Raw genomic sequence first — 21,754 nt, forward strand, 5'->3', positions numbered from 1 at the left:
AAAGTCTGGCGAGAGGAGTCCCCGTGAGTACTGTGGACAGTTTTGGGGCCAAGGGCGTATTGGACGTCGATGGCACCGAGTATGAAATTTTCCGGCTGAAGGCCGTTGAAGGCTCCGAGAGCCTTCCGTACAGCCTCAAGGTCCTGCTGGAGAACCTGCTGCGCACCGAAGACGGTGCCAACATCACCGCGGACCACGTGCGGGCCCTGGCCCAGTGGGACGCGAACGCCGAGCCGGACACCGAGATCCAGTTCACCCCGGCCCGCGTCATCATGCAGGACTTCACCGGCGTGCCCTGCGTCGTCGACCTGGCGACCATGCGCGAGGCCGTGAAGGACCTCGGCGGAGACCCGAAGCGCGTGAACCCGCTGGCCCCGGCCGAGATGGTCATCGACCACTCCGTGCAGATCGACGCCTTCGGCAACTCCGGCGCCCTCGAGCGCAACATGGAGATCGAGTACCAGCGCAACGGCGAGCGGTACCAGTTCCTGCGGTGGGGCCAGACGGCGTTCGACGACTTCAAGGTCGTGCCCCCGGGCACCGGAATCGTCCACCAGGTCAACATCGAGTACCTCGCGCGCACCGTCATGACCCGAGAGGTCGACGGCGCGGTCCGCGCCTACCCGGACACTTGCGTCGGCACCGACTCGCACACCACCATGGTCAACGGCCTGGGCGTGCTCGGCTGGGGCGTCGGCGGCATCGAGGCCGAGGCGGCCATGCTCGGCCAGCCCGTCTCCATGCTCATCCCGCGCGTCGTGGGCTTCAAGCTCTCCGGCTCCATCCCGGCCGGCGCCACCGCCACCGATGTGGTGCTGACCATCACCGAGATGCTGCGCCAGCACGGCGTCGTCGGCAAGTTCGTCGAGTTCTACGGCGACGGCGTCGCCCAGGTGCCGCTCGCCAACCGCGCCACCATCGGCAACATGAGCCCGGAGTTCGGCTCGACCGCCGCGATGTTCCCCATCGACGACGTGACCCTGGACTACCTGCGCCTGACGGGCCGCACGGACGAAGAGGTCGCGCTCGTCGAGGCCTACACCAAGGAACAGGGCCTCTGGCACGATCCGAGCCGCGAGCTGCGCTTCTCCGAGTTCCTCGAGCTGGACCTGTCCACCGTGGTCCCCTCGATCGCCGGCCCGAAGCGTCCGCAGGACCGCATCCAGCTCACCGACGCCAAGGAGCAGTTCCGCAAGGACATCCACAACTACGCCGCCGGCGACGCCGACGCGCTGGGCGTGGGCCGCCCGTCGAAGGCCGTGGACGTCTCCACCGCCGACGGACGCTCCTTCACGATCGACCACGGACTCGTGTCCATCGCGTCGATCACCTCCTGCACCAACACGTCCAACCCCTCCGTGATGCTCGCCGCCGCACTGCTCGCGCGCAACGCCGTGGACAAGGGCCTGACCTCGAAGCCGTGGGTCAAGACCTCCGTGGCCCCGGGCTCGAAGGTCGTCACCGACTACTACGAGAAGTCCGGCCTGACCCCGTATCTGGAGAAGCTCGGCTTCTACATCGTCGGCTACGGCTGCGCCACGTGCATCGGCAACTCCGGCCCGCTGGAGCCGGAGATCTCGGAGGCCATCCAGGCCAACGACCTCGCCGCGACCGCCGTCCTCTCCGGCAACCGCAACTTCGAGGGCCGCATCAACCCGGACGTGAAGATGAACTACCTGGCGTCCCCGCCGCTCGTCATCGCCTACGCGCTGGCCGGCACGATGGACTTCGACTTCGACACCGACGCGCTCGGCCAGGACGAGGCCGGCAACGACGTGTTCCTCAAGGACATCTGGCCGAACCCGGTCGAGGTCCAGCAGGTCATCGACTCCTCGATCGACAAGGAGATGTTCGCCAAGGGCTACGAGGGCGTCTTCGACGGTGACGAGCGCTGGAAGGCACTCGACACCCCGGCCGGCGACACGTTCGCCTGGGCGGAGGACTCGACCTATGTCCGGAAGCCCCCGTACTTCGAGGGCATGAAGGCGCAGCCGGATCCGGTCAAGGACATCGACGGCGCGCGCGTGCTGCTCAAGCTCGGCGATTCGGTCACGACGGACCACATCTCCCCGGCCGGCTCGTTCAAGTCGGACACCCCGGCCGGGCAGTACCTGCTGGCCAACGGCGTGGACCGCAAGGACTTCAACTCCTACGGCTCCCGCCGTGGCAACCACGAGGTGATGATCCGAGGCACGTTCGCGAACATCCGCATCCGCAACCAGATCCTGGACGGAGTCGAGGGCGGCTTCACCCGCGACTTCACGCAGGACGGCGGACCGCAGGCCTACGTGTACGACGCCGCGCAGAACTACGCCGCCGCGGGCACCCCGCTCGTGGTCATCGCGGGCAAGGAGTACGGCTCCGGATCCTCGCGCGACTGGGCAGCCAAGGGCACCGCGCTCCTGGGCGTCAAGGCCGTGATCGCCGAGAGCTACGAGCGCATCCACCGCTCCAACCTCATCGGCATGGGCGTCCTGCCGCTCCAGTTCCCGGCCGGCGAGTCCGCCGCGACCCTGGGCCTGGACGGCACGGAGAGCTACTCCGTCGCCGGCGTGACCGAGCTGAACAACGGCACGACGCCGAAGACGCTCACGGTCACCGCGACGGCCGAGGACGGCACCACCAAGTCCTTCGACGCCGTGCTGCGCATCGACACCCCCGGCGAGGCGGACTACTACCGCAACGGCGGCATCCTGCAGTACGTGCTGCGCCAGATCTCGGCCAGCTAGACGGACTGCCCGGACCGGCCGGTCAGCCGCAGGGCGGGTCCCCCTCGAGGGGGCCCGCCCTGCGGCGTTCCCCGGCGCCTGTGGAGGGGACGACGCCGGATCCGCGGCCACGCGCCCGGCTCGCCCCGATTCCGGGACCGGACGGGGCAGGCTGGCCGGTAGGATGGGGCGGTACCTGCCCCGGCGAAAGGAACGGCTTCGTGTCCCTGCTCGAATCCATCGGCGAGCCCCGCGACCTGCGCGCGCTGGAGCCCGGGCAGCTGGAGGAACTGGCCGCGGAGATCCGCGGCTTCCTCATCGCCAACGTCGCCCGCACGGGCGGCCACCTGGGGCCGAACCTGGGCGTCGTGGAGCTCACGATCGCCCTGCACCGCGTCTTCGACTCGCCGACCGACTCCGTCGTCTTCGACACCGGCCACCAGTCCTATGTGCACAAGCTCCTCACGGGCCGGCAGGACTTCTCCACGCTGCGCCAGGAAGGCGGCCTGGCCGGCTACCCCGACCGCTCCGAGTCCGTGCACGACATCGTCGAGTCCTCCCACGCCTCCAGCTCTCTGTCCTGGGCCGACGGAATCTCCCGCGCCTACCGCCTGCGGGGCGAGGACGGGCGCTACGTCGTCGCGGTCGTCGGCGACGGCGCGCTGACGGGCGGCATGGCCTGGGAGGCCGTGAACAACATCGCCGCGGACAAGAAGCGCAAGGTCGTCATCGTCGTCAACGACAACGGCCGCTCCTACGCGCCGACCATCGGCGGCCTCGCCGACCAGCTCGCCGGGCTGCGGCAGACCCTGGACAAGGTGCGCACGCACCGCGTCTACGAGGGCACCCTCGACTGGTGGAAGGCGCGCCTGCAGGACGGCGGTCCCGTGGGCCGCTTCGCGTACAAGTCCCTCCACGCCACGAAGAAGGGCATCAAGGACTGGTGGGCGCCGCAGGGCCTCTTCGAGGACCTCGGTATGAAGTACATCGGACCCATCGACGGCCACGACCTCGAGGCGGTCGAGGAGGCCCTCCAGATGGCCCGCGACTACGAGGGGCCCGTCATCGTGCACGCCCTGACGGAGAAGGGGCGCGGCTACGCCCCGGCCCGCGCGCACGAGGAGGACCAGTTCCACGCCGTCGGCGTGATCGACCCGGAGACCGGCCAGGCCGTCGAGCGTCCCGGGGCCCGTTCGTGGACGAGCGTGTTCGGCGAGGAGATCGCCGCGATCGCCGACGAGCGCGAGGACATCGTGGGCCTGACCGGGGCCATGCTGATCCCGGTGGGCCTGCAGGAGTTCGCCGAGCGGCACCCGGAGCGCGTGTACGACGTCGGCATCGCCGAGCAGCACGCCATCACCTCCGCGGCCGGCATGGCGTTCGGCGGCCTGCACCCCGTCGTCGCCATCTACGCGACCTTCCTGAATCGGGGATTCGACCAGCTGCTCATGGACGTGGCCCTGCACCGCGCGGGCGTGACGCTCGTCCTGGACCGGGCGGGCGTGACCGGGCCGGACGGGCCGAGCCACCACGGCATGTGGGACATGGCGCTCCTGCAGATCGTCCCCGGCCTGCACCTCGCGGCCCCGCGCGACGCCACGCGCCTGCGCGAGGAGCTGCGCGAGGCCGTCGCCGTGTCCGACGCCCCCACCGTGCTTCGCTTTTCGAAGGGCACGGTCGGCGGGGAGATCGAGGCCCTCGAACGCCTCCACGACGGCGTCGACGTCCTCGCCCGCCACGGATCCGGGGATCCGGACGTGCTCATCGTCGCGGTCGGATCCATGGCCCCGATGGCCCTCGACGTCGCCGAACGCCTCTCCTCGCAGGGCATCGGCTCCACCGTGGTGGACCCGCGCTGGGTGCTGCCCGTGCCGCGCTCCGTCGTCGGGCTCGCGGCGCGCCACCGGATCGTGGTCTGCATCGAGGACGGAGTGAAGGCCGGCGGCATCGGCTCCCGCATCCGCCAGGAGATGCGCGCCGCCGGCGTCGACACGGCCCTGAACGAGGTGGGCCTGCCGACGGAGTTCCTCCAGCACGGCTCCCGGGGCCAGGTGCTCGAACGCGTCGGCGTCACGGCGCAACGGATCGCCCAGGACACGCTCGCGCAGGTCCTTGGCACCAAGGTCCCGTTCGCGCGGCCGCTGCCCGGCCAGGACCTGCCCACCGGACAGATCCCGCAGCTGTGAGCATCCCCGAGGGCCTCCTGCCGCACCCCGAGGGCGCCGTTCCGGGCGACCTCGTCGCGGCCCGTGCGTGGAAGTACGACGGCGGGGCGCACTGGGTGGTCCCCGGGCGGTACCTCGGCGCGGATCGCCACGGCGACTGGGTCTTCCAGCCGGCCGGCTCGTTCGTGGCCCGCCCCGGGCTCGCCTTCCATGCCGAGTCCGACGCGGTCTGCCTGTTCCCGCGCGGCGGCGACTGGGTCGCGACGTTCTACGACGAGGACCACCCGGACGGCGTCCGGCTCTACATCGACGTCTCCACGTCCCTGGGCTGGCGGCCGCTGCGCCCCGCGGGATGGGAGGCGAACTCGATCGACATGGACCTCGACGTCGTCGACTCCGCCGAGCGGGGCCTCTACCTCGACGACGAGGACGAGTTCACCGAGCATGCCGGGCGGTACGGCTACCCGGAGGAGCTCGTGCGGCGCATGCGGGCCTCCGCCGACTCGCTCCTGGACGACGTCGGGGCGCGGCGCGCCCCATTCGACCAGGACACGGCGGGGCAGTGGTTCGCCGCCGGCCGCCGGCTCGACCGAGCGGCCGCCGCCCGCTCCTGACCCACCGACCTCCCGCCCGGCACCACCGCCGCACCCGACCCATCGGCCCCGCCGATCCAGCCACCCAAGGAGCACCATGGCCATCATCCGCACCTACCGCCGGGACCAGAGGGGCGAGCTCGAGTTCCGCGAGGCCTGGTACGAGCCCTACACCGATGCCGAGCTCGGCCAGTTCGTGGTCAACCACGGCAAGGTCGGCCACCAGTCCACCGTCAAGGACGTCGACGACGTCGATCCCGCCGCGGGCGCGCAGCTGATGTCGGCGTTCGCCGAGCAGTGCGCCGAGGACGGCTTCGCCGAGATCCCCGCGGACGAGCAGTACTGGGTCGTGGCGCAGTATGCCCTCAAGAGCAGGGACGGAACGCAGCGGGACGAGTACCTGCGCGAAAAGGCCGTGGACCTGCTCTCCGGCCACCTCGCGTGGCGCGGACTCGGCACGGTCGAGTCCTGGGACCTGGCGCCCTGGAAGCTCAACGTGCGCATCCTCAGCCCGGAGCCGGGCAAGGCCGTCGCGGCGATCAAGACGTGCCTGCGGGAGGCCGACCTCGACTTCCGCAAGCTCTCCATCGCCGTCGGCGGGCAGGGCGGGATCGGGACGCTGCGCCAGAAGCACCCCGCGCCCGGCAAGGCCCCCTTCACGCTCGACTAAGCGGTCACCCGCCGGGTCCACCCCGCCGGGGCCACACCGCCGGACGGGCCGGCAGGACGCCCGGAGACAGACGCCCGGTGGCAGACGCACGGTGGCAGACGCACGGAGGCCCGGCCCCCTCAAGGGGGCCGGGCCTCCGTGCGTCCTGCCGCACCCTCGGGAGGGCGGGAAGACGGCGTCAGTCGGTTCCGGCGTCGAACGCCGCGGCCTCGATGGCCCGCTCGAACGCCGAGGCGCCCTCTCCGGCTCCGTCCTTGACGGCGATCTCCTCCGCGCCGCCGGCCTCCAGCTGGCCCACGAGCTCGGCTGTGGCCCCGCCCACGAGGCCCTGGCCGGCGTACTGCTCCAGGCGCTGGCGGGAGTCGGCGATGTCGAGGTTGCGCATGGTCAGCTGTCCGATGCGGTCCAGGGGGCCGAACGCGGCGTCGCCGACGCGCTCCATGGAGAGCTTGTCCGGGTGGTAGCTCAGCGCGGGGCCCGAGGTGTCCAGGAGCGTGTAGTCCTCGCCGCGGCGCAGGCGCAGCACCACGGTGCCCGTCACGGCCGAGCCGACCCAGCGCTGGATGGACTCGCGCAGCATCAGCGCCTGCGGGTCCAGCCAGCGGCCCTCGTACATGAGCCGGCCCAGGCGGCGGCCCTGCTCGTGGTAGGTGGCCACGGTGTCCTCGTTGTGGATCGCGTTGAGCAGGCGCTCGTAGGCGATGTGCAGCAGCGCCATGCCGGGCGCCTCGTAGATGCCGCGGCTCTTGGCCTCGATGATGCGGTTCTCGATCTGGTCGCTCATGCCCAGGCCGTGGCGGCCGCCGATGACGTTGGCCTCGTTGACGAGGGCGACATCGGACTCGAACGTGGCGCCGTTGATGGAGACCGGGCGGCCCTGCTCGAAGGCGATCGCGACGTCCTCCGTGGCGATCTGAACGGACTCGTCCCAGAAGCGCACGCCCATGATCGGCTCGACCGTCTCGAGCGAGGTGTCCAGGTGCTCGAGCGTCTTGGCCTCGTGTGTGGCGCCCCAGATGTTGGCGTCCGTGGAGTAGGCCTTCTCAGCGGAGTCCCGGTACGGGAAGCCGTGGGCCTGGAGCCACTCGCTCATCTCCTGGCGGCCGCCGAGCTCGGTCACGAAGTCGGGGTCGAGCCACGGCTTGTAGATGCGCAGCCGCGGATTGGCCATGAGGCCGTAGCGGTAGAAGCGCTCGATGTCGTTGCCCTTGTAGGTGGAGCCGTCGCCCCAGATGTCCACGCCGTCCTCGCGCATCGCCCGGACGAGGAGCGTGCCGGTGACGGCGCGGCCCAGGGGAGTGGTGTTGAAGTAGGCGCGGCCCGCGGAGCGGATGTGGAAGGCGCCGCAGGCGAGGGCCACGAGGCCCTCCTCGACGAGGCCGGGCTTGCAGTCGACGAGCCGCGAGGCCTCGGCCCCGTAGTCCAGGGCGCGGCCCGGCACGGCGTCGATGTCGGGCTCGTCGTACTGGCCCAGGTCGCCCGTGTAGGTGTAGGGGACGGCGCCCTTGTCGCGCATCCAGGCCACGGCCACCGAGGTGTCGAGGCCGCCGGAGAAGGCAATGCCGACGCGTTCGCCGACGGGAAGTGAAGTGAGGACCTTTGACATGCCTCCTACGCTATGGCTTCCGCGCCCAAAAGGGGAACCGGGAACGCCCGGGAGCGCGCATGTGAAGCACGCGTGCAAGAATCGAGGACACATGCCCCGCACGCGCCGCAGCCGCGGCCTGCCCGAAAGGACGCCATGGAACAGGACCAGATGAACTACCGCCGCCTCGGGGACTCGGGACTCGTGGTGTCCGTCGTCGGGCTCGGCTGCAACAACCTGGGCCGCAGCGGGACGGCCACCGAGTCGCAGGAGGGCACGGACGCCGTCGTCCACGCCGCCGTCGACGCCGGGGTGACCCTCTTCGACACGGCCGACACCTACGGCCGGGTGCCCGGACTCTCGGAGGAACGGCTGGGACGGGCGCTCGGCACGCGCCGCTCCGACGTCGTCGTGGCCACGAAGTTCGGGATGGATGCCGGCGGCGCCAACGGGCGCGACTTCGGCGCCCGGGGTTCGCGCCGCTACATCACGACGGCGATCGAGGCCTCGCTGCGCCGGCTCGGGACCGACTACATCGACCTCTACCAGTTCCACACCCCGGATCCGCTCACGCCCATCGACGAGACGCTCGCCGCCCTCGACGACGCGGTCCGCGCCGGCAAGGTCCGCTACGTCGGACATTCGAACCGGGCCGGATGGCAGATCGCCGAGGCCGAGTTCACCGCCCGGATGACCGGGGGCACGCGCTTCATCTCGAGCCAGAACCACTACAACCTCCTGGACCGCCGGGCCGAGCTCGAGGTGGTTCCCGCGGCGGAGGCCTACGGGCTGGGCGTCCTGCCCTACTTCCCGCTGGCCAACGGCCTGTTGACGGGCAAGTACTCCCACGGCGCGGCACCCGAGGGCTCCCGGCTGACGCACTCGCGGCAGAACCTGCTCGAGAAGGCGGACTTTGAGCAGCTGCGCGCCTTCGGGGAGTTCTCGCGCGAGCGGGGACTGAGCGAGGTGCAGGTGGCCTTCTCGTGGCTCGCCGCCCAGCCCGCGGTCTCGAGCGTCATCGCGGGCGCGACCCGCCCGGAGCAGGTGCGCGAGAACGCGTTGGCGGCGTCGTGGACGCCGTCCGCCGCCGACCTGGAGGCCCTCGACGCCCTGTTCCCGCGCGTGCCCCGCGTCGCCCTCTTCTAGGCCGCCGGAGATGGAGCCGTTCGAGCGCTGGGAGGCCTTTCACGAGCCCTCGGGGCGCGTCGGCGCGCTGCGCCGGAGCCTCGAGGCCGGCGTCCTGACAACCCGGATCGCGTTCGGCCGCCCACCCGAGCTCTACCTGGCCGTCTCGCGCATCCGCCTCGACGACGACGGCTCGTGGCAGCTCAGCCGCTTCCACGCCCCCGGCACGACCGGTCCCGTGCTGTTGGACCGGACGGCCGGCGGCTTCGGCCCGGAGTCGATGCCCGGCTACGGAGAGTTCCTGCTGGTGCGCCGCTTCGTGGCGGGCGGCGCCGCGGAGCTGCCCTACGTGCAGCTGGCCGACGACGTCCCCGGCGGCGATCCCGTTTCCGCGGTGCTCCGCGCGGCTCCCTCCGCGCCACGCCGGACCTCGGTCGCCGTCGACGGGCTCGGGCTCGACGGGGCGCGGGCCGTGGAGAGGATCCAGGCCGGCCGCACGGCCGCCAGGCACTGGGTCCGCGCCGGCGAGATGGTGGCGAGTGATTGGCAGGGCGCCGTGTCCGTGCCGGTCGCGGGCGCGCCGAGCGACGCCGCCTGGGCGAGCCTCGAGGACCTCGACGACGCCGCCATCGAGTTCCTCACGGCGACGGGACGCCATGCGGGAAGCTGACGCCGCGCCGGGGGCGGGCCCGGAGCCCGTGCGGATCCTCATGGACAACGACACGGGGATCGACGACGCCCTGGCGCTCGCCTACCTCGCCGCGTGCCCCCACGTGGACCTCGTCGCCGTGACGAGCTCGCCCGGCAACGTCGGCACGGCCCAGGTCGCCGCCAACAACCGGGCCCTGCTCGCGCTCTGCGGCCGGGCCGGCGTCCCGGTCCTGACCGGCGCCGAGACGCCCCTGCAGCTCCGCCTCGTGACGACGCCGGAGACCCACGGCCCGCAGGGCCTCGGGCACGCCGTCCTGGATCCCGTGCCGCCCCCGCAGGCGGGTCCCGGCGCGGTTCCGGGCGACGCCGTCGCACGGTGGGTCGAGGCCGCCCGCGCCGAACCAGGGCGGCTCACGGCCCTGCTGACGGGGCCCCTGACCAACTTCGCCCTCGCCCTGCGCGCCGAGCCCCGGCTCCCGTGGCTCTTCAAGCGCGTCGTGATCATGGGAGGCGCGTTCTACCACCAGGGCAACACGACCCCGACGGCCGAGTGGAACACCCACGTGGACCCGCACGCGGCGCGCGAGGTCCATGCGGCCTATGCCCGTGCGGCCGAGGAGGGCCTGGACCCGGACCGCCTGCCCGTGCTCTGCCCGCTCGACGCCACGGAACGCTTCGAGATGCGCCCCGCCTTCCTCGCCGAGCTGGCCCGCGAGGCCGGGTGCCCGGAACCCGAACACGTCGCCGACGGTCAGCCGGACGGGCTGCCCAGCCGCGCTGCGAACCCGCTCGTGAGACACCTGTCCGACGCGCTGCGCTTCTACTTCGAGTTCCACCGCGACTACGACCAGGGCTACATCGCCCACGTCCACGACCTCTTCGCCGCCGGCGTCGCGGCGGGCACCATGGCCTACCGGACCCGTCCGGCCGCCGTCGACGTGGAAACGGAGTCCAGCCTCCTGCTCGGCACCACCGTGGCCGACTTCCGCGGGCTCTGGGGCCGGGCGCCCCACGCCCACGTCGTCGAGTGGAACGACCCGGAGGCGGGCTTCGCCGATGCGTTCCGCCGCCTCGGGCTCCTCGCCCGCCGGATCGACGGGACCCGGCCGGATCGATCGCGGATCGGATAGGATGCTGAACCGGGTCGAGGTGACATAGGCCCGCACCCCGCACACCCCATCCAGCACGCCTGACGCGCCCTGCGCCGCCGCGTGTGGCAGGAGAGCCTATGTCCACGTCCCCGTCCGCCCCGCCGTCCCTGCTGGCCGCCCCCGGTTCCCGCGGTCCCTCCCGGCGCTCCACGATCCTCGGCGCGGCGGGCCTCGCCGTCCTGGCCGGCACCTACATCGTCCTGCTGGCGACCCGGCCGGACGCCGTCGCGGGGGGTCTCGGCGAGGCCGCGGCGCTCGGCGCGTTCGCCGGCTACCTGGCCGCCGCCCTCCTCCTGCTCGCGGCCGTGCTGCCCGAGCTGCCCACGGAGGCCGTGGTGCTGATCCCGGCCGCCCTGGCCCTGAACATCGTGCTCGGACAGTTCGTCGGCTCCGTCATGCTGCCCCTCTACCTGGACTCGATCGGGACCGTCCTGGTCGGCTTCCTCGCCGGGCGCCGGGCCGGGGCGGCGACGGGCCTGATGGGGACGCTCATCTGGTCGCTCTTCAACCCGACCGTCCTGCCGTTCGCGGCCGGCGCCGGGCTCATCGGCTTCCTCGCCGGCACCGCCGCCCGCTGGGGCCTGGTCCGCCGCGTCTACCTGGCCCCCGTGGCCGGCCTCGCGACGGGCGTCGTGGCGGGCGTCGTCTCGGCGCCGGTCGCCGCGTTCGTCTTCGGCGGGACGTCGGGCGTCGGCACGGGCGCGCTCGTCGCGGCCTTCCGCTCCATGGGCGACGGCCTGCTCTCCGCCGTGACGAAGCAGGCGCTGATCTCCGACCCCGGGGACAAAGCCGTCGTCTTCCTCGCCGTCGCCCTCCTGGTCGCGGCCCTTCCGCCGCGGCTGCTGCGCGGATTCCGCTCGCCCGCGGCCCGCCGGGACCCCTGAGCGGATCTCCCGTGGCCCGGCTGCATCCGTTCACGACGGCGTCCTTCGCCGCCACGACCGCCGTCGTCGTCATCGCGAGCGGCTCGCGCTGGGCCGCGGCCGCGACGGTCCTCGCGTGCGCCGTCGCAGCGGTACGCACGGGCCGGCTGCGCCGTTTCGCGGCGGCCTGCGCGGCCGTCCTCGGACCGTTGTGGGCTTCGCAGCTGATGATCCACGCCCTCGTGGACCGCTCCGGCGCCGCGGCCCTGTGGGAGGTGGGACCGCTGCGGATCACGGCCGGGGGACTCGATACCGCGCTCGGGCTGGGCCTGCGCGCGGCGGTCCTCGTCGCGGTGGGAACACTTGCCGCCCTCGCGGTCGACCGCCACGATCTCGTGGCGGCGATCGACGCCGCCGGCGTGCCCGCACAGCTCGGCTACATCGTCGGAGCGGCGTTCGGCCTGGGCCCGCAACTGGCCGGCCGCTCCCGGGCCATCGGGCGCGCCCAGGCGCTGCGCGGCGCCGGCGGCCGCGGCCCGGCGGGGTGGCTGCGCGCCGTCCGGCTCCGGGCCGTTCCGCTGGTCGTGGCGACCGTGCAGGACGCCGCCTTGCGCTCCGGGCACCTCGCGGCCCGCGGCTTCCCCGCGTCCGGGGCGGTGGTCCGCTACCGCGAGGTCGCCGACTCGCGGCGCCAGCGCCTCGCCCGCCGGATCGCGCCCGCGGCCGGCGCGGTCCTCGCCGTCGTCCTGATCGCCGGTGGGGGAGCGCTGCCGTGACGGAACCGCTCCTGCGCTACGAGCTGGACTCCTACGCCCCGGCCGCCGCAGCCGGTCCCGTCCTGTCGGGATGCATCGTCGAGGTCGCGCCCGGCACGCTCACGGTCGTCCACGGGACCTCGGGGTCCGGGAAGTCGCTGCTCGGGAGCATGCTCGCCGGGCTCCTCCCGCACGGCGGGGACGCCCTCGACGCCCGGGTCCGCCTCGCCGGCCAGCGCCTCGCCTTCCACCCGGGAGACGGCGCCCTCCCGGACCGCGCCGCGTGGGGCCGCCACGTCGGGCTGCTGCCGCAGGACGCGCGGACCCTCTTCTCCGCCGCGCGGGCCACGGTCGCCGAGGAGATCGCCTTCGCCCTGGAACAGCGGGGCATGGAGCGCGCCACGATGCAGCGCCGCGTCGGGGAGGCGGCCGGTGGGCTGGGCCTCGACGCCCTGCTGGCCGCCGATCCCTTCGCCCTCTCCGGCGGGCAGCAGCGCCTCGCCGCGCTCGCCGCGCTCGTCGCCGCCCGGACCCCGGTCCTGGTCCTCGACGAGCCCTTCGCCGGCCTCGACTCCGCCGCCCGCCGCGCGCTCGCCGCCGCCCTGGCCCGCCTGCGGGCGCGCGGCACGGGAGTCGTGCTGCTGGGCAACGGCCTGGAAGACGACGCCGGTGCCGCCTCCGGTGCCGACGCCGTCCTCCGGCTCGGCTCGGGGACGCTGCGGCGCGAGGCGGCCACGGCGCCGGACGCGGCCCGCGTCGAAGGGTCTCCGTCGGCCCGAGCCGATGCACGGACGCACCGCGCGCCGGAGGTCCCGTCCACCGCCGGCGGTGCGGACCCGGCGTCGGACTCCGCATCCGGCGGCGCCCGATCCCGTTCCGCGCACTCCCTTCCGCGGTTGAAGCTCATCGGACTGGCGGCCGCTCCCGACGGCGGCCCCGTCGCCGTCCGCGGGCTCGATCTCGAGCTAGGCCCGGGGGAGCGGCTCGCGCTCACCGGCGCCAACGGCGCGGGCAAGACGACCGTGCTGGCCACGATCGCCGGCCTGCTGCCACCCGCCGCGGGAACCGTGCTCGTCGACGGGGCGCCCATCCGTCCGGGCCGGCCGGCGGAGACGGCGCGGCGGCTCGGGCTGGCCCTGCAGCATCCCGCGGACCAGCTCTTCGAACGGACGGTGGAGCGCGAGGTCCGGTTCGGGCTGCGCGGGCCGCGGGCCGGGGCGGAGACCGCCGAGATCCTGGAGCAGCTCGGCCTGCGCGACGACGCCCGGACCCACCCGTGGGAACTGCCCGCGGCGAAGCGCCGGCTCGCGGCCCTGGCGACCGTCCTCGTGCGGAAACCCGGCGTGCTGTTGCTGGACGAGCCGACGAGCGACCTCGACGCCGACGCCCGCGACCGGCTCGAGGACGCGCTCGCGGCGGCCGCCGGACGGGGAGCCGCGATCGTGTTCACGACCCACGACGCGGCGTTCGCGGCGCGCACCACGGATCGGCAGGAGGGGCTCCGGGCGCCCGGCCCGGGCACCGCCCCGGGGATCTCCGGGACTACAGGTAGATCAGGACGTCGTCGCCGTCGATGGCGGCCGCGAAGCGCTCGAGGGGACGGTTCGCCGGTCCGCCCGTGACCGCGCCGTCGGCGTGGGCGAAGCGCGAGCCGTGGCACGGGCACTCGAACTGCGTCTCGCCCGTGAGCACCTCGCAGCCCGCATGCGTGCAGACGGCGCGGTACGCGAGGACCGTCTCGGCGTCCGGCCGGTAGAGCAGGTAGGCGCGGCCCTCGACCTGGACGGAAAGCGAGGCGCCCTCGGGAAGCTCGGACAGCGTGGCGGCCTGCGTGCCCTCGGCCCCGCCCCCGGCCGGCGCCGAGGGGACCTCGGCGGGCGAGGCGGAGCCGCAGGCCGCGAGGAAGGCCGCGCCCCCGGCGGCCACCGAGGTGCCGAGGACGGTGCGGCGGGCGGGGCGGGGTGTCTCGGTGCGCGTCATGGGCACCATCGTAGGACGCGCGCGGGGCCCGGCACAGGGGACCCGGCTGTGGGTCTCCTGTGCCGGGCCCCGGGGCACCGGCGCGAGTGGTCCTAGCCGGCGTGGAACGGACGCCCGTTGACGCGCTGCGACGCGCCGACCCGGTCCAGGTACGGGGTGATGCCGCCCAGGTGCATGGGCCATCCCGCGCCGAGGATCATGCAGAGGTCGATGTCCTCCGGGCCCTCGACCACGCCCTCCTCGAGCATCAGGCCGATCTCCTGCGCCAACGCGTCCTGCGTGCGGACCAGCAGCTCCTCGGCGGTGCTCGGCGAGTCGCCGAAGGAGAGCAGGGCGAGCGTCTCCTCCGGAATCCGCACGCTGCCGTCCTCCTGCTTCTCCCACAGGCCCTTGACGCCGTTGTCGATGAGCGCCTGCTGGTTCGCGGAGACCCGGAAGCGGTCGCCGAACGCGTCGTGGAGGGACTCCATGACGTGCTGGGCCACGGGGATCCCGACCATCGCGAGCAGCGTGAAGGGGCTCATCGGCAGCCCCATCGGCTTCAGGGCCGTGTCCGCGACCTCCGCGGGCGTGCCGTCGTCGAAGGCGTTGGACACCTCGCCCATGAGGCGCAGGAGGATCCGGTTGACGACGAACGCCGCGGAGTCCTGGACCAGGACGGCCGTCTTCTTCAGGTTCTTGGCGAGCGCGAACGCCGTGGCGAGCACCTCGTCCGTGGTGTGCGGCGCCTTGACGATCTCGATGAGCGGCATCACGGCGACGGGGTTGAAGAAGTGGAAGCCGACGACGCGTCCGGGGTGGCGCAGGTCCTGGGCCATCTTCGTCACCGAGAGCGAGGAGGTGTTGGTCGCGAGGATGCACTCGGGGGAGACGACCTGCTCGACCTCGGCGAAGACCTTCTTCTTGACCTCGAGCTCCTCGAACACGGCCTCGATGACCAGGTCCGCGTCGGCGAAGGCCGACTTGTCCACGGAACCGGTCACGAGGGCACGCGTGCGGTTGGCGGCGTCGGGCGAGAGCCGCTTCTTCGCCGCGAGCTTGTCGATCTCGCCGTGGATGTAGGCGAGTCCGCGGTCCACGCGTTCCTGGTCGATGTCCGTGATCACGACGGGCACCTTGAGCGACTTGGCGAAGAGCAGGGCGAACTGTCCGGCCATGAGGCCGGCACCGACGACGCCGATCTTGGCCACGGGCCGCGCCAGCTTCGCGTCCGGGGCGCCGGCGGGTCGCTTGGAGCGCTTCTGGACCAGGTCCAGGAACGCGTAGACCGTGTCATGGAACTGCGGGGTCTGCATGAGTTCCGTCAGGGCGTCGCACTCGAGGCGGGCCGACTCCGGCTGGGTCGCCGTCAGCCCCGCCTCGAAGACGTCGAGGACCTTGGCGGGTGCCGGTGCGGCGTTGGAGGTCTTGGCCTCGACGAACGCGCGCGCCGTGGCGGCGGCCGCGGTCCAGCGGGCCGCGGTCTCCGGGTCCGCCGGGTCGACGGCGTGGCGGCGCTCGGGCTCGGCCCCGTCGACCACGGACGCTGCCCAGGCCACCGACTGCTCGAGAAAGTCGGCCGGGGCGAACGCGGCATCGGCGATCCCCAGCTCGAACGCCTGCGCTCCGCCGAGCGTGCGGTTGTTGTTCAGCGGGTTCTCGATCATCACCTTCAGCGCGGCCTCGGGGCCGATCAGGCGGGGCAGGCGGTAGACGCCGCCCCAGCCCGGGACGAGCCCGATGAAGGCCTCCGGCAGCCCCAGCCCCTGGGCGCCCGTGGAGACGGTGCGGTAGTTCGCCGCGAGGGCGATCTCGAGCCCGCCGCCGAGGGCCATCCCGTTGATGAAGGCGAAGGTCGGGACGCCGAGGTCCGCCAGGAGGTCGTAGGCCGCGTGGCCCAGCTCGGCCATGAGGCGCCCCTGCTCGGCGGTGCGCAGCCCCTTGACGGCGGACAGGTCCGCGCCCGCGACGAGGAAGTACGGCTTGCCCGTCACGGCGAGGGCGTGGATCCCTCCGGCCGCGGCGCGATCCCGCTGCTCCAGGAGCGTCTGCCCGAGGCCGATCAGGGTCCGCGGGCCGAGCGTCGTCGGCTTGGTGTGGTCCAGTCCGTTGTCGAGCGTAATCAGCGCGAGGGTACGGCCGCCGGGCAGCGGGACGTCGGCGACGAGGGCGTTCGTGACGACCTCGTTCGGAACCAGTGCGGTGAGCGGTTCGAAGCGTGCGAAGGAATCGTGTGCCATGGTCCTAGGCGTCCTTTCCGTAGTCTGCGTGGTGCGGGTTCTCCCAGATCACGGTGCCGCCCATGCCGAGGCCGATGCACATCGTGGTCAGGCCGTAGCGCACCGAGGGGTCCTGCTCGAACTGCCGCGCCAGCTGGGTCATGAGGCGCACCCCGGAGGAGGCGAGCGGGTGGCCGACCGCGATGGCGCCGCCGTAGCGGTTCACGCGCGGGTCGTCGTCGGCGATCCCGAAGTGGTCCAGGAAGGACAGGACCTGGACGGCGAAGGCCTCGTTGACCTCGAACAGGCCGATGTCGTCGATGGCCAGGCCCGCCTGGGCGAGCGCCTTCTCGGTGGAGGGCACCGGCCCGATCCCCATGACCTGCGGCTCGACGCCGGCGAAGGCGTAGGACACGAGCCGCATCCGCACGGGCAGGCCCAGCTCCTCCGCTGCCCCGGAGGAGGCCAGGAGGGCGGCGGTCGCGCCGTCGTTCAGGCCGGCGGCGTTGCCCGCCGTGACGCGTCCGTGGGCGCGGAAGGGGGTCTTCAGCCCGGCCAGGTCGGCCTCGGTGGTGCCGGGGCGCGGCGGCTCGTCGCGCGTGTGGACCGTCCACCCCTCGCCGGGGCGGCGGGCCGCGGTGGGCACGAGGTCGGGCTGGATGCTGCCGGCCTCGTAGGCGGCGGCGAGCTTGGCCTGGCTGGCGACGGCGTAGCGGTCGGCCCGCTCCTTCGTGACGGCCGGGAAGCGGTCGTGGAGGTTCTCGGCCGTGTTGCCCATGTTCAGGGCGGCGGGATCGACGATCCGCTCGGAGAGGAAGCGCGGGTTGGGATCGGCGCCGGCGCCCATCGGGTGGTTGCCCATGTGCTCGACGCCGCCGGCGATCGCGACGTCGTAGGCGCCGAAGGCGATGGATCCGGCGGTGCTCGTCACGGCGGTCATGGCGCCGGCGCACATGCGATCGATCGCGTAGCCGGGAACGGTGTGGGGCAGGCCCGCCAGCAGCGCGGCGGTGCGGCCGATGGTCAGTCCCTGGTCCCCGCTCTGCGTCGTCGCCGCGATCGCCACGTCGTCGATCCGCTCGGGCGGGAGCGAGGGATGGCGGCGCATGAGCTCGCGCAGGCACTTCACCACGAGGTCGTCGGCGCGCGTTCCGTGGTAGATGCCCTTCTCTCCGGCCTTGCCGAACGGGGTGCGCACGCCGTCGACGAAGACGACGTCGCGGACCGCGCGGCCGCGGCCGAGGGGGCGGGTGGGGGTGGGGTTCACCGGGTGCTCCTTACGGAAGGGTGGGACGGGTGTGATCCACCCCATACGTTACTGGCCGGTAACTTGGGATGCAACAGCGGCGCGGGGTGCCGTCCCACCGATCCTGTCAGAGCGGGTCCGGGTCGAGGAAGGCCACGGTCAGGACCGGGGCCGCGATCTCCACCTGCCAGGGCCGGGCGCCGAGGCCGGCGAGGGCTTCCGCGATCGAGTCCGGCTCGATCGGGGTCGGCGGCCGCCAGGCGATCCGGCGCAGGAAGTCGGGGGTCAGCAGGTTCTCGACGGGCATGTCCAGCTGCTCGGCCGTGCGCTGCAGGCGCGGGCGGGCGGTATTGAGGCGGGCCGCCGCGTCCGGGTCCTTGTCGGCCCACGTGCGCGGTGGCGGCGGGGCGTTGGACGGCAGGTGCAGGGGCGGCAGGTCCTGCGCGGCGCGGGCCTCCTGTAGTGCCCGGAGCCACCGCGGTGCCTCCTTGCCCGCGGCCCGGCCGTGGAAGCCCGGGGTCTTCAGCAGCGCGGGAACGGTCGTCGGCATGGCCTTCGCCGCGGCGACGAGCGCCGCGTCCGGGATGAGCCGGCCCGGGGCGACGTCCCGGTTCTCGGCGAGTGATTCGCGTTCGTGCCAGAGGGCCCTGACGGCGGCGAGCTGGCGCCGGTCGCGCAGGGTATGCAGGCCCGAGGTGCGCCGCCACGGATCGGTGCGCGGCGGCGCGGGTGGTGCCGTGCGGATGGCCTCGAACTCCTGCTCGGCGTAGGCGAGCTTGCCGTCGCGTTCGAGGAGCGCGACGAGTTCCGCGCGCAGTTCCACGAGGACCTCGACGTCGAGCGCGGCGTAGCGCAGCCACGGCTCCGGAAGCGGGCGCTTGGACCAGTCGGCGGCGGAGTGCTCCTTGGCGAGCGAGAGGCCCAGGAGGGATTCGACGACGGCGCCGAGGCCCACGCGCGGCAGGCCCGCCAGGCGGGCGGCGAGCTCGGTGTCGAAGAGCCGGTCCGGGTGCATTCCGAGCTCGGCGAGGCACGGGAGGTCCTGCGTCGAGGCATGGAGGATCCATTCGACGCCGGAGAGCGCGTCGCCCAGGACGGCCAGGTCCCCGAACGGCTCGGGGTCGATGAGCCAGGTCCCGGCCCCCTCCCGGCGGATCTGCACGAGGAAGGCGCGTTGGCCGTAGCGGAACCCCGAGGCCCGCTCGGCGTCCACGGCGGCGGGCCCGTGTCCGGCGGCGATGGCCTGCGCGGCGCGGCGCAGGCCAGACTCCGTGGAGATCACGAGCGGCACGCCGTCGCGCGGCTCCGTCAGGGGCACCGCCCCGGCGTCGGAGGATCCCGGATCCTGGGTGGCGGAGGACAGCTCGTCCTGCTCGGGGGCGCTGGTGGCGGCGTCGGCTGCGGTCATGATGCAGACGATTCTAGTGCCTTCACGAACGACGTCGGTGGGGCAGGGCCGCGACGCCGGGCGGCAGCGGGGGCAGCCCGGCGAACGTGCACACCATGTCGCCCCAGGCCTCGAGGTGCGCGGTGACGTCCGCGTCGAGCGGCGTCCAGGAGGCGCGCAGCTCGATGTCGATCGTCCCCTCGCGTCCGGCGAGCGTGCCGAAGCTCTCCGAGAGCACGCGGGTCGCGGTCCCCCCGGCGTTGACGTGCGGGGCCGCATGCTCCTCGAGCGCCTCCGCGAGCCAGGTCCACGCGACCGAGCCCAGCATCTCGTCGTTGCCCATGTCCGCCTCCAGCTGGGCGCGGATGTAGGTGACGATCCGGAAGGTGCCGTTCCAGACGGGGGAGCCGGCGGGGTCGTGGAGGAGGATGAACCGGCCCGTGGCGAGCTCCTCGTCCACCGTGTCGGCGGCGTGGAGGGCGGCGGCGGCCGGGCCGTGGAGGCGGACGGCCGGCCGTCCGGCCTCGACGACATCGGCGGAGAGGGCGACGGCGAACGGCGCCAGCCGGGCGGGTGCGGGGATCTCCTCGAGCCGCATCTCCGGGCGGCACTCGGCCCGGCGCAGGGCGGAGAGCGCCGTCAGGAAGTCCGGTGGAACCGAAGCCAGGTCGCCAAGTGCGGTCACACCCCCGATTTTAGGGCGGCCCGGCCCCGGCGCGTCCGAGGCACGCCGGGGACTCAGCCGGCGGAGAGCTCCTCGCGCAGCGCCGCGGCGAACGCGTCGATGTCCTCCTCGCTCGTGTCGAACGAGCACATCCAGCGCACCTCGCCCGCTCCGCGGTCCCAATCGTAGAAGCGGAAGCGCTCCCGCAGGCGGTCGGCCACGGCGTTCGACAGCCGCGCGAAGACGGCGTTGGACTGGGTCGGCTGCGTCGCCTCCACACCCTCGAGGGCATCGACGGCGGCGCGCAGCCGGGCGGCCATGGCGTTCGCGTGGGAGGCCGAGCGCAGCCACAGGTCCCCGCCGTAGAGCGCCACGAGCTGCGCGGAGGTGAAGCGCATCTTCGAGGCGAGCTGCATGTTCATCTTGCGCAGGTACTTCAGTCCGTGGGCGGCCTCTGGATCGAGGACGACGACGGCCTCGCCGAACATCAGCCCGTTCTTGGTCCCGCCCAGGCTGAGGATGTCGATCCCGGCGTCCCGGGTGAAGGCGCGCAGGGGCAGGCCGAGGGCGGCCGCGGCGTTGGAGAGCCGGGCGCCGTCCATGTGGACCTTCATTCCCAGGGAGTGGGCGTGTTCCGTGATGGCCTTGATCTCGCGCACGGTGTAGAGGGTTCCGAGCTCGGTCGACTGGGTGATGGACACGGCGAGCGGCTGGGCCCGGTGCTCGTCGCCCCAGCCCCAGGCCTCGCGGTCGATCAGCTCGGGGGTGAGCTTGCCGTCCGGGGCGGGCACGGCGAGCAGCTTCATGCCGCCGATGCGCTCGGGGGCGCCGTTCTCGTCCACGTTGATGTGGGCCGTCCGGGCGCAGACCACGGCACCCCAGCGCGGCAGCAGCGACTGCAGGGCCGTGACGTTCGCCCCGGTGCCGTTGAAGACGGGGAACACCTCGGCCGCGGGGCCGAAGTGGTTCAGGACCACGTGGGAGAGGTGCTCGGTGTAATCGTCCTCGCCGTAGGCGGTCTGGTGCCCGCCGTTGGCGGCCGCGAGGGCCTCGAGGACCTCGGGGTGCACGCCCGAGTAGTTGTCGGAGGCGAATCCGCGGACGGCGCGGTCGTGCAGGGGCTGGTTCACGTGGCTCCTGGGGTCGTAGGTGGTGGGGGGTGCGGCGCGGGCCCGGGGGACGGGCCGCGTGCCGCGGGGCTCAGGGGATGGCGGCCGGCGTCCCGGGGTTCAGCGGGCCGCGGTCAGGTCGATCCGCGCGCCGTTGAGCCCGTCCGCGTCGCCGGAGGCCACGCGGACGAGCTCGCGGCCGAAGTCCTCGACGTCCGTGAAGCCGGCGAAGGACTTCTCCGGCTCGGCGGCGCGCGCGGCGGCGTCGGTGAACGCCTTGATGGCGAGGACGACGGCGGCCGAGCGCTGCGGCACGGGATCCTGCCGGCGCCCCGACTGGGCCGCGCGGAAGCCCGCCGCCACGGCGCGCACCCACGCCTCGGCCGCGGCCTTGGCGGCGACGTAGTTGGCGCCGGAGGCGGTGGGGTGTTCGACGGCGGAGGCCGAGACGATCACGAGCCGCCCCCGTGCGGAGTCGGCGAGGTCCTCGTAGAACGCGCGGGAGGTGTTCCGCAGCGTCGTGACGACGTGGGTCAGCAGGAACTCCCAGTCCTCGTCGGACTGCCCGGCGAGCCCGCGGCCGCCGCGCCAGCCGCCCACGAGGTGGACCAGGCCGTCGAGCCGCCCGTGCTCCTCGTGGATGCGGCGGGCGAGCCCGGCCACGGCGTCCGGATCGGCGAGGTCGGCCACGTAGCGGCCCGCGGCAAACGGCACCCGCCCCTCCAGCCGCCCCGCATCGGTGCCCGCCGCGAGGACCGTGGCACCGGCGTCGTCCAGGGCGCGCGCGGCGGCGGTTCCGGAGGCGCTCGTGGCCCCGGCGACCAGATAGAGGGCCCCGGCCAGGGGCCGGGACTCCGTTGCGCTGAAGCTCATGGGGGCCAGTCTAGGGGCTCGGCGACGACCG

The 21,754-nt window shown here is 73.3% G+C and carries 18 protein-coding genes; 10 read left to right on the forward strand and 8 right to left on the reverse strand.

Annotated elements, in window-relative coordinates:
* The first annotated feature begins 23 nt into the window (after positions 1 to 23).
* The 4 genes from acnA (at position 24) to AC0QR5_RS02235 (ending at position 6,136) form a co-directional block, all read left to right on the forward strand.
* Positions 24 to 2,729, forward strand: coding sequence for an aconitate hydratase AcnA (gene acnA, locus AC0QR5_RS02220; protein WP_329859989.1), 2,706 nt, complete (start codon positions 24 to 26; stop codon positions 2,727 to 2,729).
* Between the two features lie 200 nt (positions 2,730 to 2,929).
* Positions 2,930 to 4,894, forward strand: coding sequence for a 1-deoxy-D-xylulose-5-phosphate synthase (gene dxs, locus AC0QR5_RS02225; protein WP_329859990.1), 1,965 nt, complete (start codon positions 2,930 to 2,932; stop codon positions 4,892 to 4,894).
* A complete protein-coding gene (locus AC0QR5_RS02230) occupies positions 4,891 to 5,487 on the forward strand; it encodes a DUF402 domain-containing protein (RefSeq protein WP_329859991.1) in 597 nt (198 codons plus the stop codon). Before dxs ends, AC0QR5_RS02230 begins: the two co-directional genes overlap by 4 nt.
* A gap of 76 nt (positions 5,488 to 5,563) precedes the next feature.
* The gene (locus AC0QR5_RS02235) at positions 5,564 to 6,136 is read left to right on the forward strand and encodes a hypothetical protein (RefSeq protein WP_329859992.1); all 573 of its coding nucleotides are present in this window, start codon (positions 5,564 to 5,566) and stop codon (positions 6,134 to 6,136) included.
* Between the two features lie 178 nt (positions 6,137 to 6,314).
* On the opposite strand, the gene argG is transcribed toward AC0QR5_RS02235, so the two are convergent.
* Positions 6,315 to 7,742, reverse strand: a complete 1,428-nt coding sequence (gene argG, locus AC0QR5_RS02240) for an argininosuccinate synthase (protein ID WP_329859993.1) — start codon at positions 7,740 to 7,742, stop codon at positions 6,315 to 6,317.
* A gap of 150 nt (positions 7,743 to 7,892) precedes the next feature.
* Between argG and AC0QR5_RS02245 the strand changes: the two genes are divergently transcribed.
* The 6 genes from AC0QR5_RS02245 to AC0QR5_RS02270 all read left to right on the forward strand — a co-directional run bounded on the left by AC0QR5_RS02245 (position 7,893) and on the right by AC0QR5_RS02270 (position 13,888).
* Positions 7,893 to 8,867 (forward strand): aldo/keto reductase, encoded by a 975-nt coding sequence (locus AC0QR5_RS02245; RefSeq protein ID WP_329860110.1) that lies wholly within the window; start codon positions 7,893 to 7,895, stop codon positions 8,865 to 8,867.
* A 10-nt stretch (positions 8,868 to 8,877) separates the two neighbouring features.
* On the forward strand, positions 8,878 to 9,516 hold the full coding sequence (locus AC0QR5_RS02250) for a hypothetical protein (RefSeq protein ID WP_329859994.1): 639 nt from the start codon (positions 8,878 to 8,880) through the stop codon (positions 9,514 to 9,516).
* Positions 9,503 to 10,627: a nucleoside hydrolase gene (locus AC0QR5_RS02255; protein ID WP_329859996.1), complete on the forward strand. Its 1,125-nt coding sequence runs from the start codon at positions 9,503 to 9,505 to the stop codon at positions 10,625 to 10,627. The genes AC0QR5_RS02250 and AC0QR5_RS02255 overlap by 14 nt, the downstream gene beginning before the upstream one ends.
* 98 nt (positions 10,628 to 10,725) lie before the next feature.
* Complete coding sequence (locus AC0QR5_RS02260; RefSeq protein WP_329859997.1) at positions 10,726 to 11,532, forward strand: ECF transporter S component; 807 nt, start codon at positions 10,726 to 10,728, stop codon at positions 11,530 to 11,532.
* An 11-nt stretch (positions 11,533 to 11,543) separates the two neighbouring features.
* The gene (locus tag AC0QR5_RS02265) at positions 11,544 to 12,287 is read left to right on the forward strand and encodes an energy-coupling factor transporter transmembrane component T family protein (protein WP_329859998.1); all 744 of its coding nucleotides are present in this window, start codon (positions 11,544 to 11,546) and stop codon (positions 12,285 to 12,287) included.
* A complete protein-coding gene (locus AC0QR5_RS02270; RefSeq protein WP_329859999.1) occupies positions 12,284 to 13,888 on the forward strand; it encodes an ATP-binding cassette domain-containing protein in 1,605 nt (534 codons plus the stop codon). The genes AC0QR5_RS02265 and AC0QR5_RS02270 overlap by 4 nt, the downstream gene beginning before the upstream one ends.
* On the opposite strand, the gene AC0QR5_RS02275 is transcribed toward AC0QR5_RS02270, so the two are convergent.
* The 7 genes from AC0QR5_RS02275 to AC0QR5_RS02305 form a co-directional block, all read right to left on the reverse strand.
* Positions 13,809 to 14,246: a QcrA and Rieske domain-containing protein gene (locus AC0QR5_RS02275; RefSeq protein ID WP_329860000.1), complete on the reverse strand. Its 438-nt coding sequence runs from the start codon at positions 14,244 to 14,246 to the stop codon at positions 13,809 to 13,811. The genes AC0QR5_RS02270 and AC0QR5_RS02275 overlap by 80 nt on opposite strands.
* A gap of 92 nt (positions 14,247 to 14,338) precedes the next feature.
* Complete coding sequence (locus AC0QR5_RS02280) at positions 14,339 to 16,465, reverse strand: 3-hydroxyacyl-CoA dehydrogenase NAD-binding domain-containing protein (protein WP_329860001.1); 2,127 nt, start codon at positions 16,463 to 16,465, stop codon at positions 14,339 to 14,341.
* A gap of 4 nt (positions 16,466 to 16,469) precedes the next feature.
* Positions 16,470 to 17,711 carry a thiolase family protein gene (locus AC0QR5_RS02285; RefSeq protein WP_329860002.1) on the reverse strand — a complete coding sequence of 414 codons (1,242 nt, stop codon included), beginning with the start codon at positions 17,709 to 17,711 and terminating at the stop codon, positions 16,470 to 16,472.
* A gap of 106 nt (positions 17,712 to 17,817) precedes the next feature.
* Positions 17,818 to 19,098 (reverse strand): HRDC domain-containing protein, encoded by a 1,281-nt coding sequence (locus AC0QR5_RS02290; RefSeq protein ID WP_329860004.1) that lies wholly within the window; start codon positions 19,096 to 19,098, stop codon positions 17,818 to 17,820.
* 22 nt (positions 19,099 to 19,120) lie between these two features.
* Positions 19,121 to 19,762, reverse strand: coding sequence for a DUF3000 domain-containing protein (locus AC0QR5_RS02295; protein ID WP_329860005.1), 642 nt, complete (start codon positions 19,760 to 19,762; stop codon positions 19,121 to 19,123).
* A gap of 53 nt (positions 19,763 to 19,815) precedes the next feature.
* Positions 19,816 to 20,871: a threonine aldolase family protein gene (locus tag AC0QR5_RS02300; RefSeq protein WP_329860006.1), complete on the reverse strand. Its 1,056-nt coding sequence runs from the start codon at positions 20,869 to 20,871 to the stop codon at positions 19,816 to 19,818.
* A 99-nt stretch (positions 20,872 to 20,970) separates the two neighbouring features.
* The gene (locus tag AC0QR5_RS02305) at positions 20,971 to 21,723 is read right to left on the reverse strand and encodes an SDR family NAD(P)-dependent oxidoreductase (protein ID WP_329860007.1); all 753 of its coding nucleotides are present in this window, start codon (positions 21,721 to 21,723) and stop codon (positions 20,971 to 20,973) included.
* Between the last annotated feature and the right edge of the window lie 31 nt (positions 21,724 to 21,754).

It is taken from the genome of Arthrobacter sp. J156 (assembly GCF_056172865.1).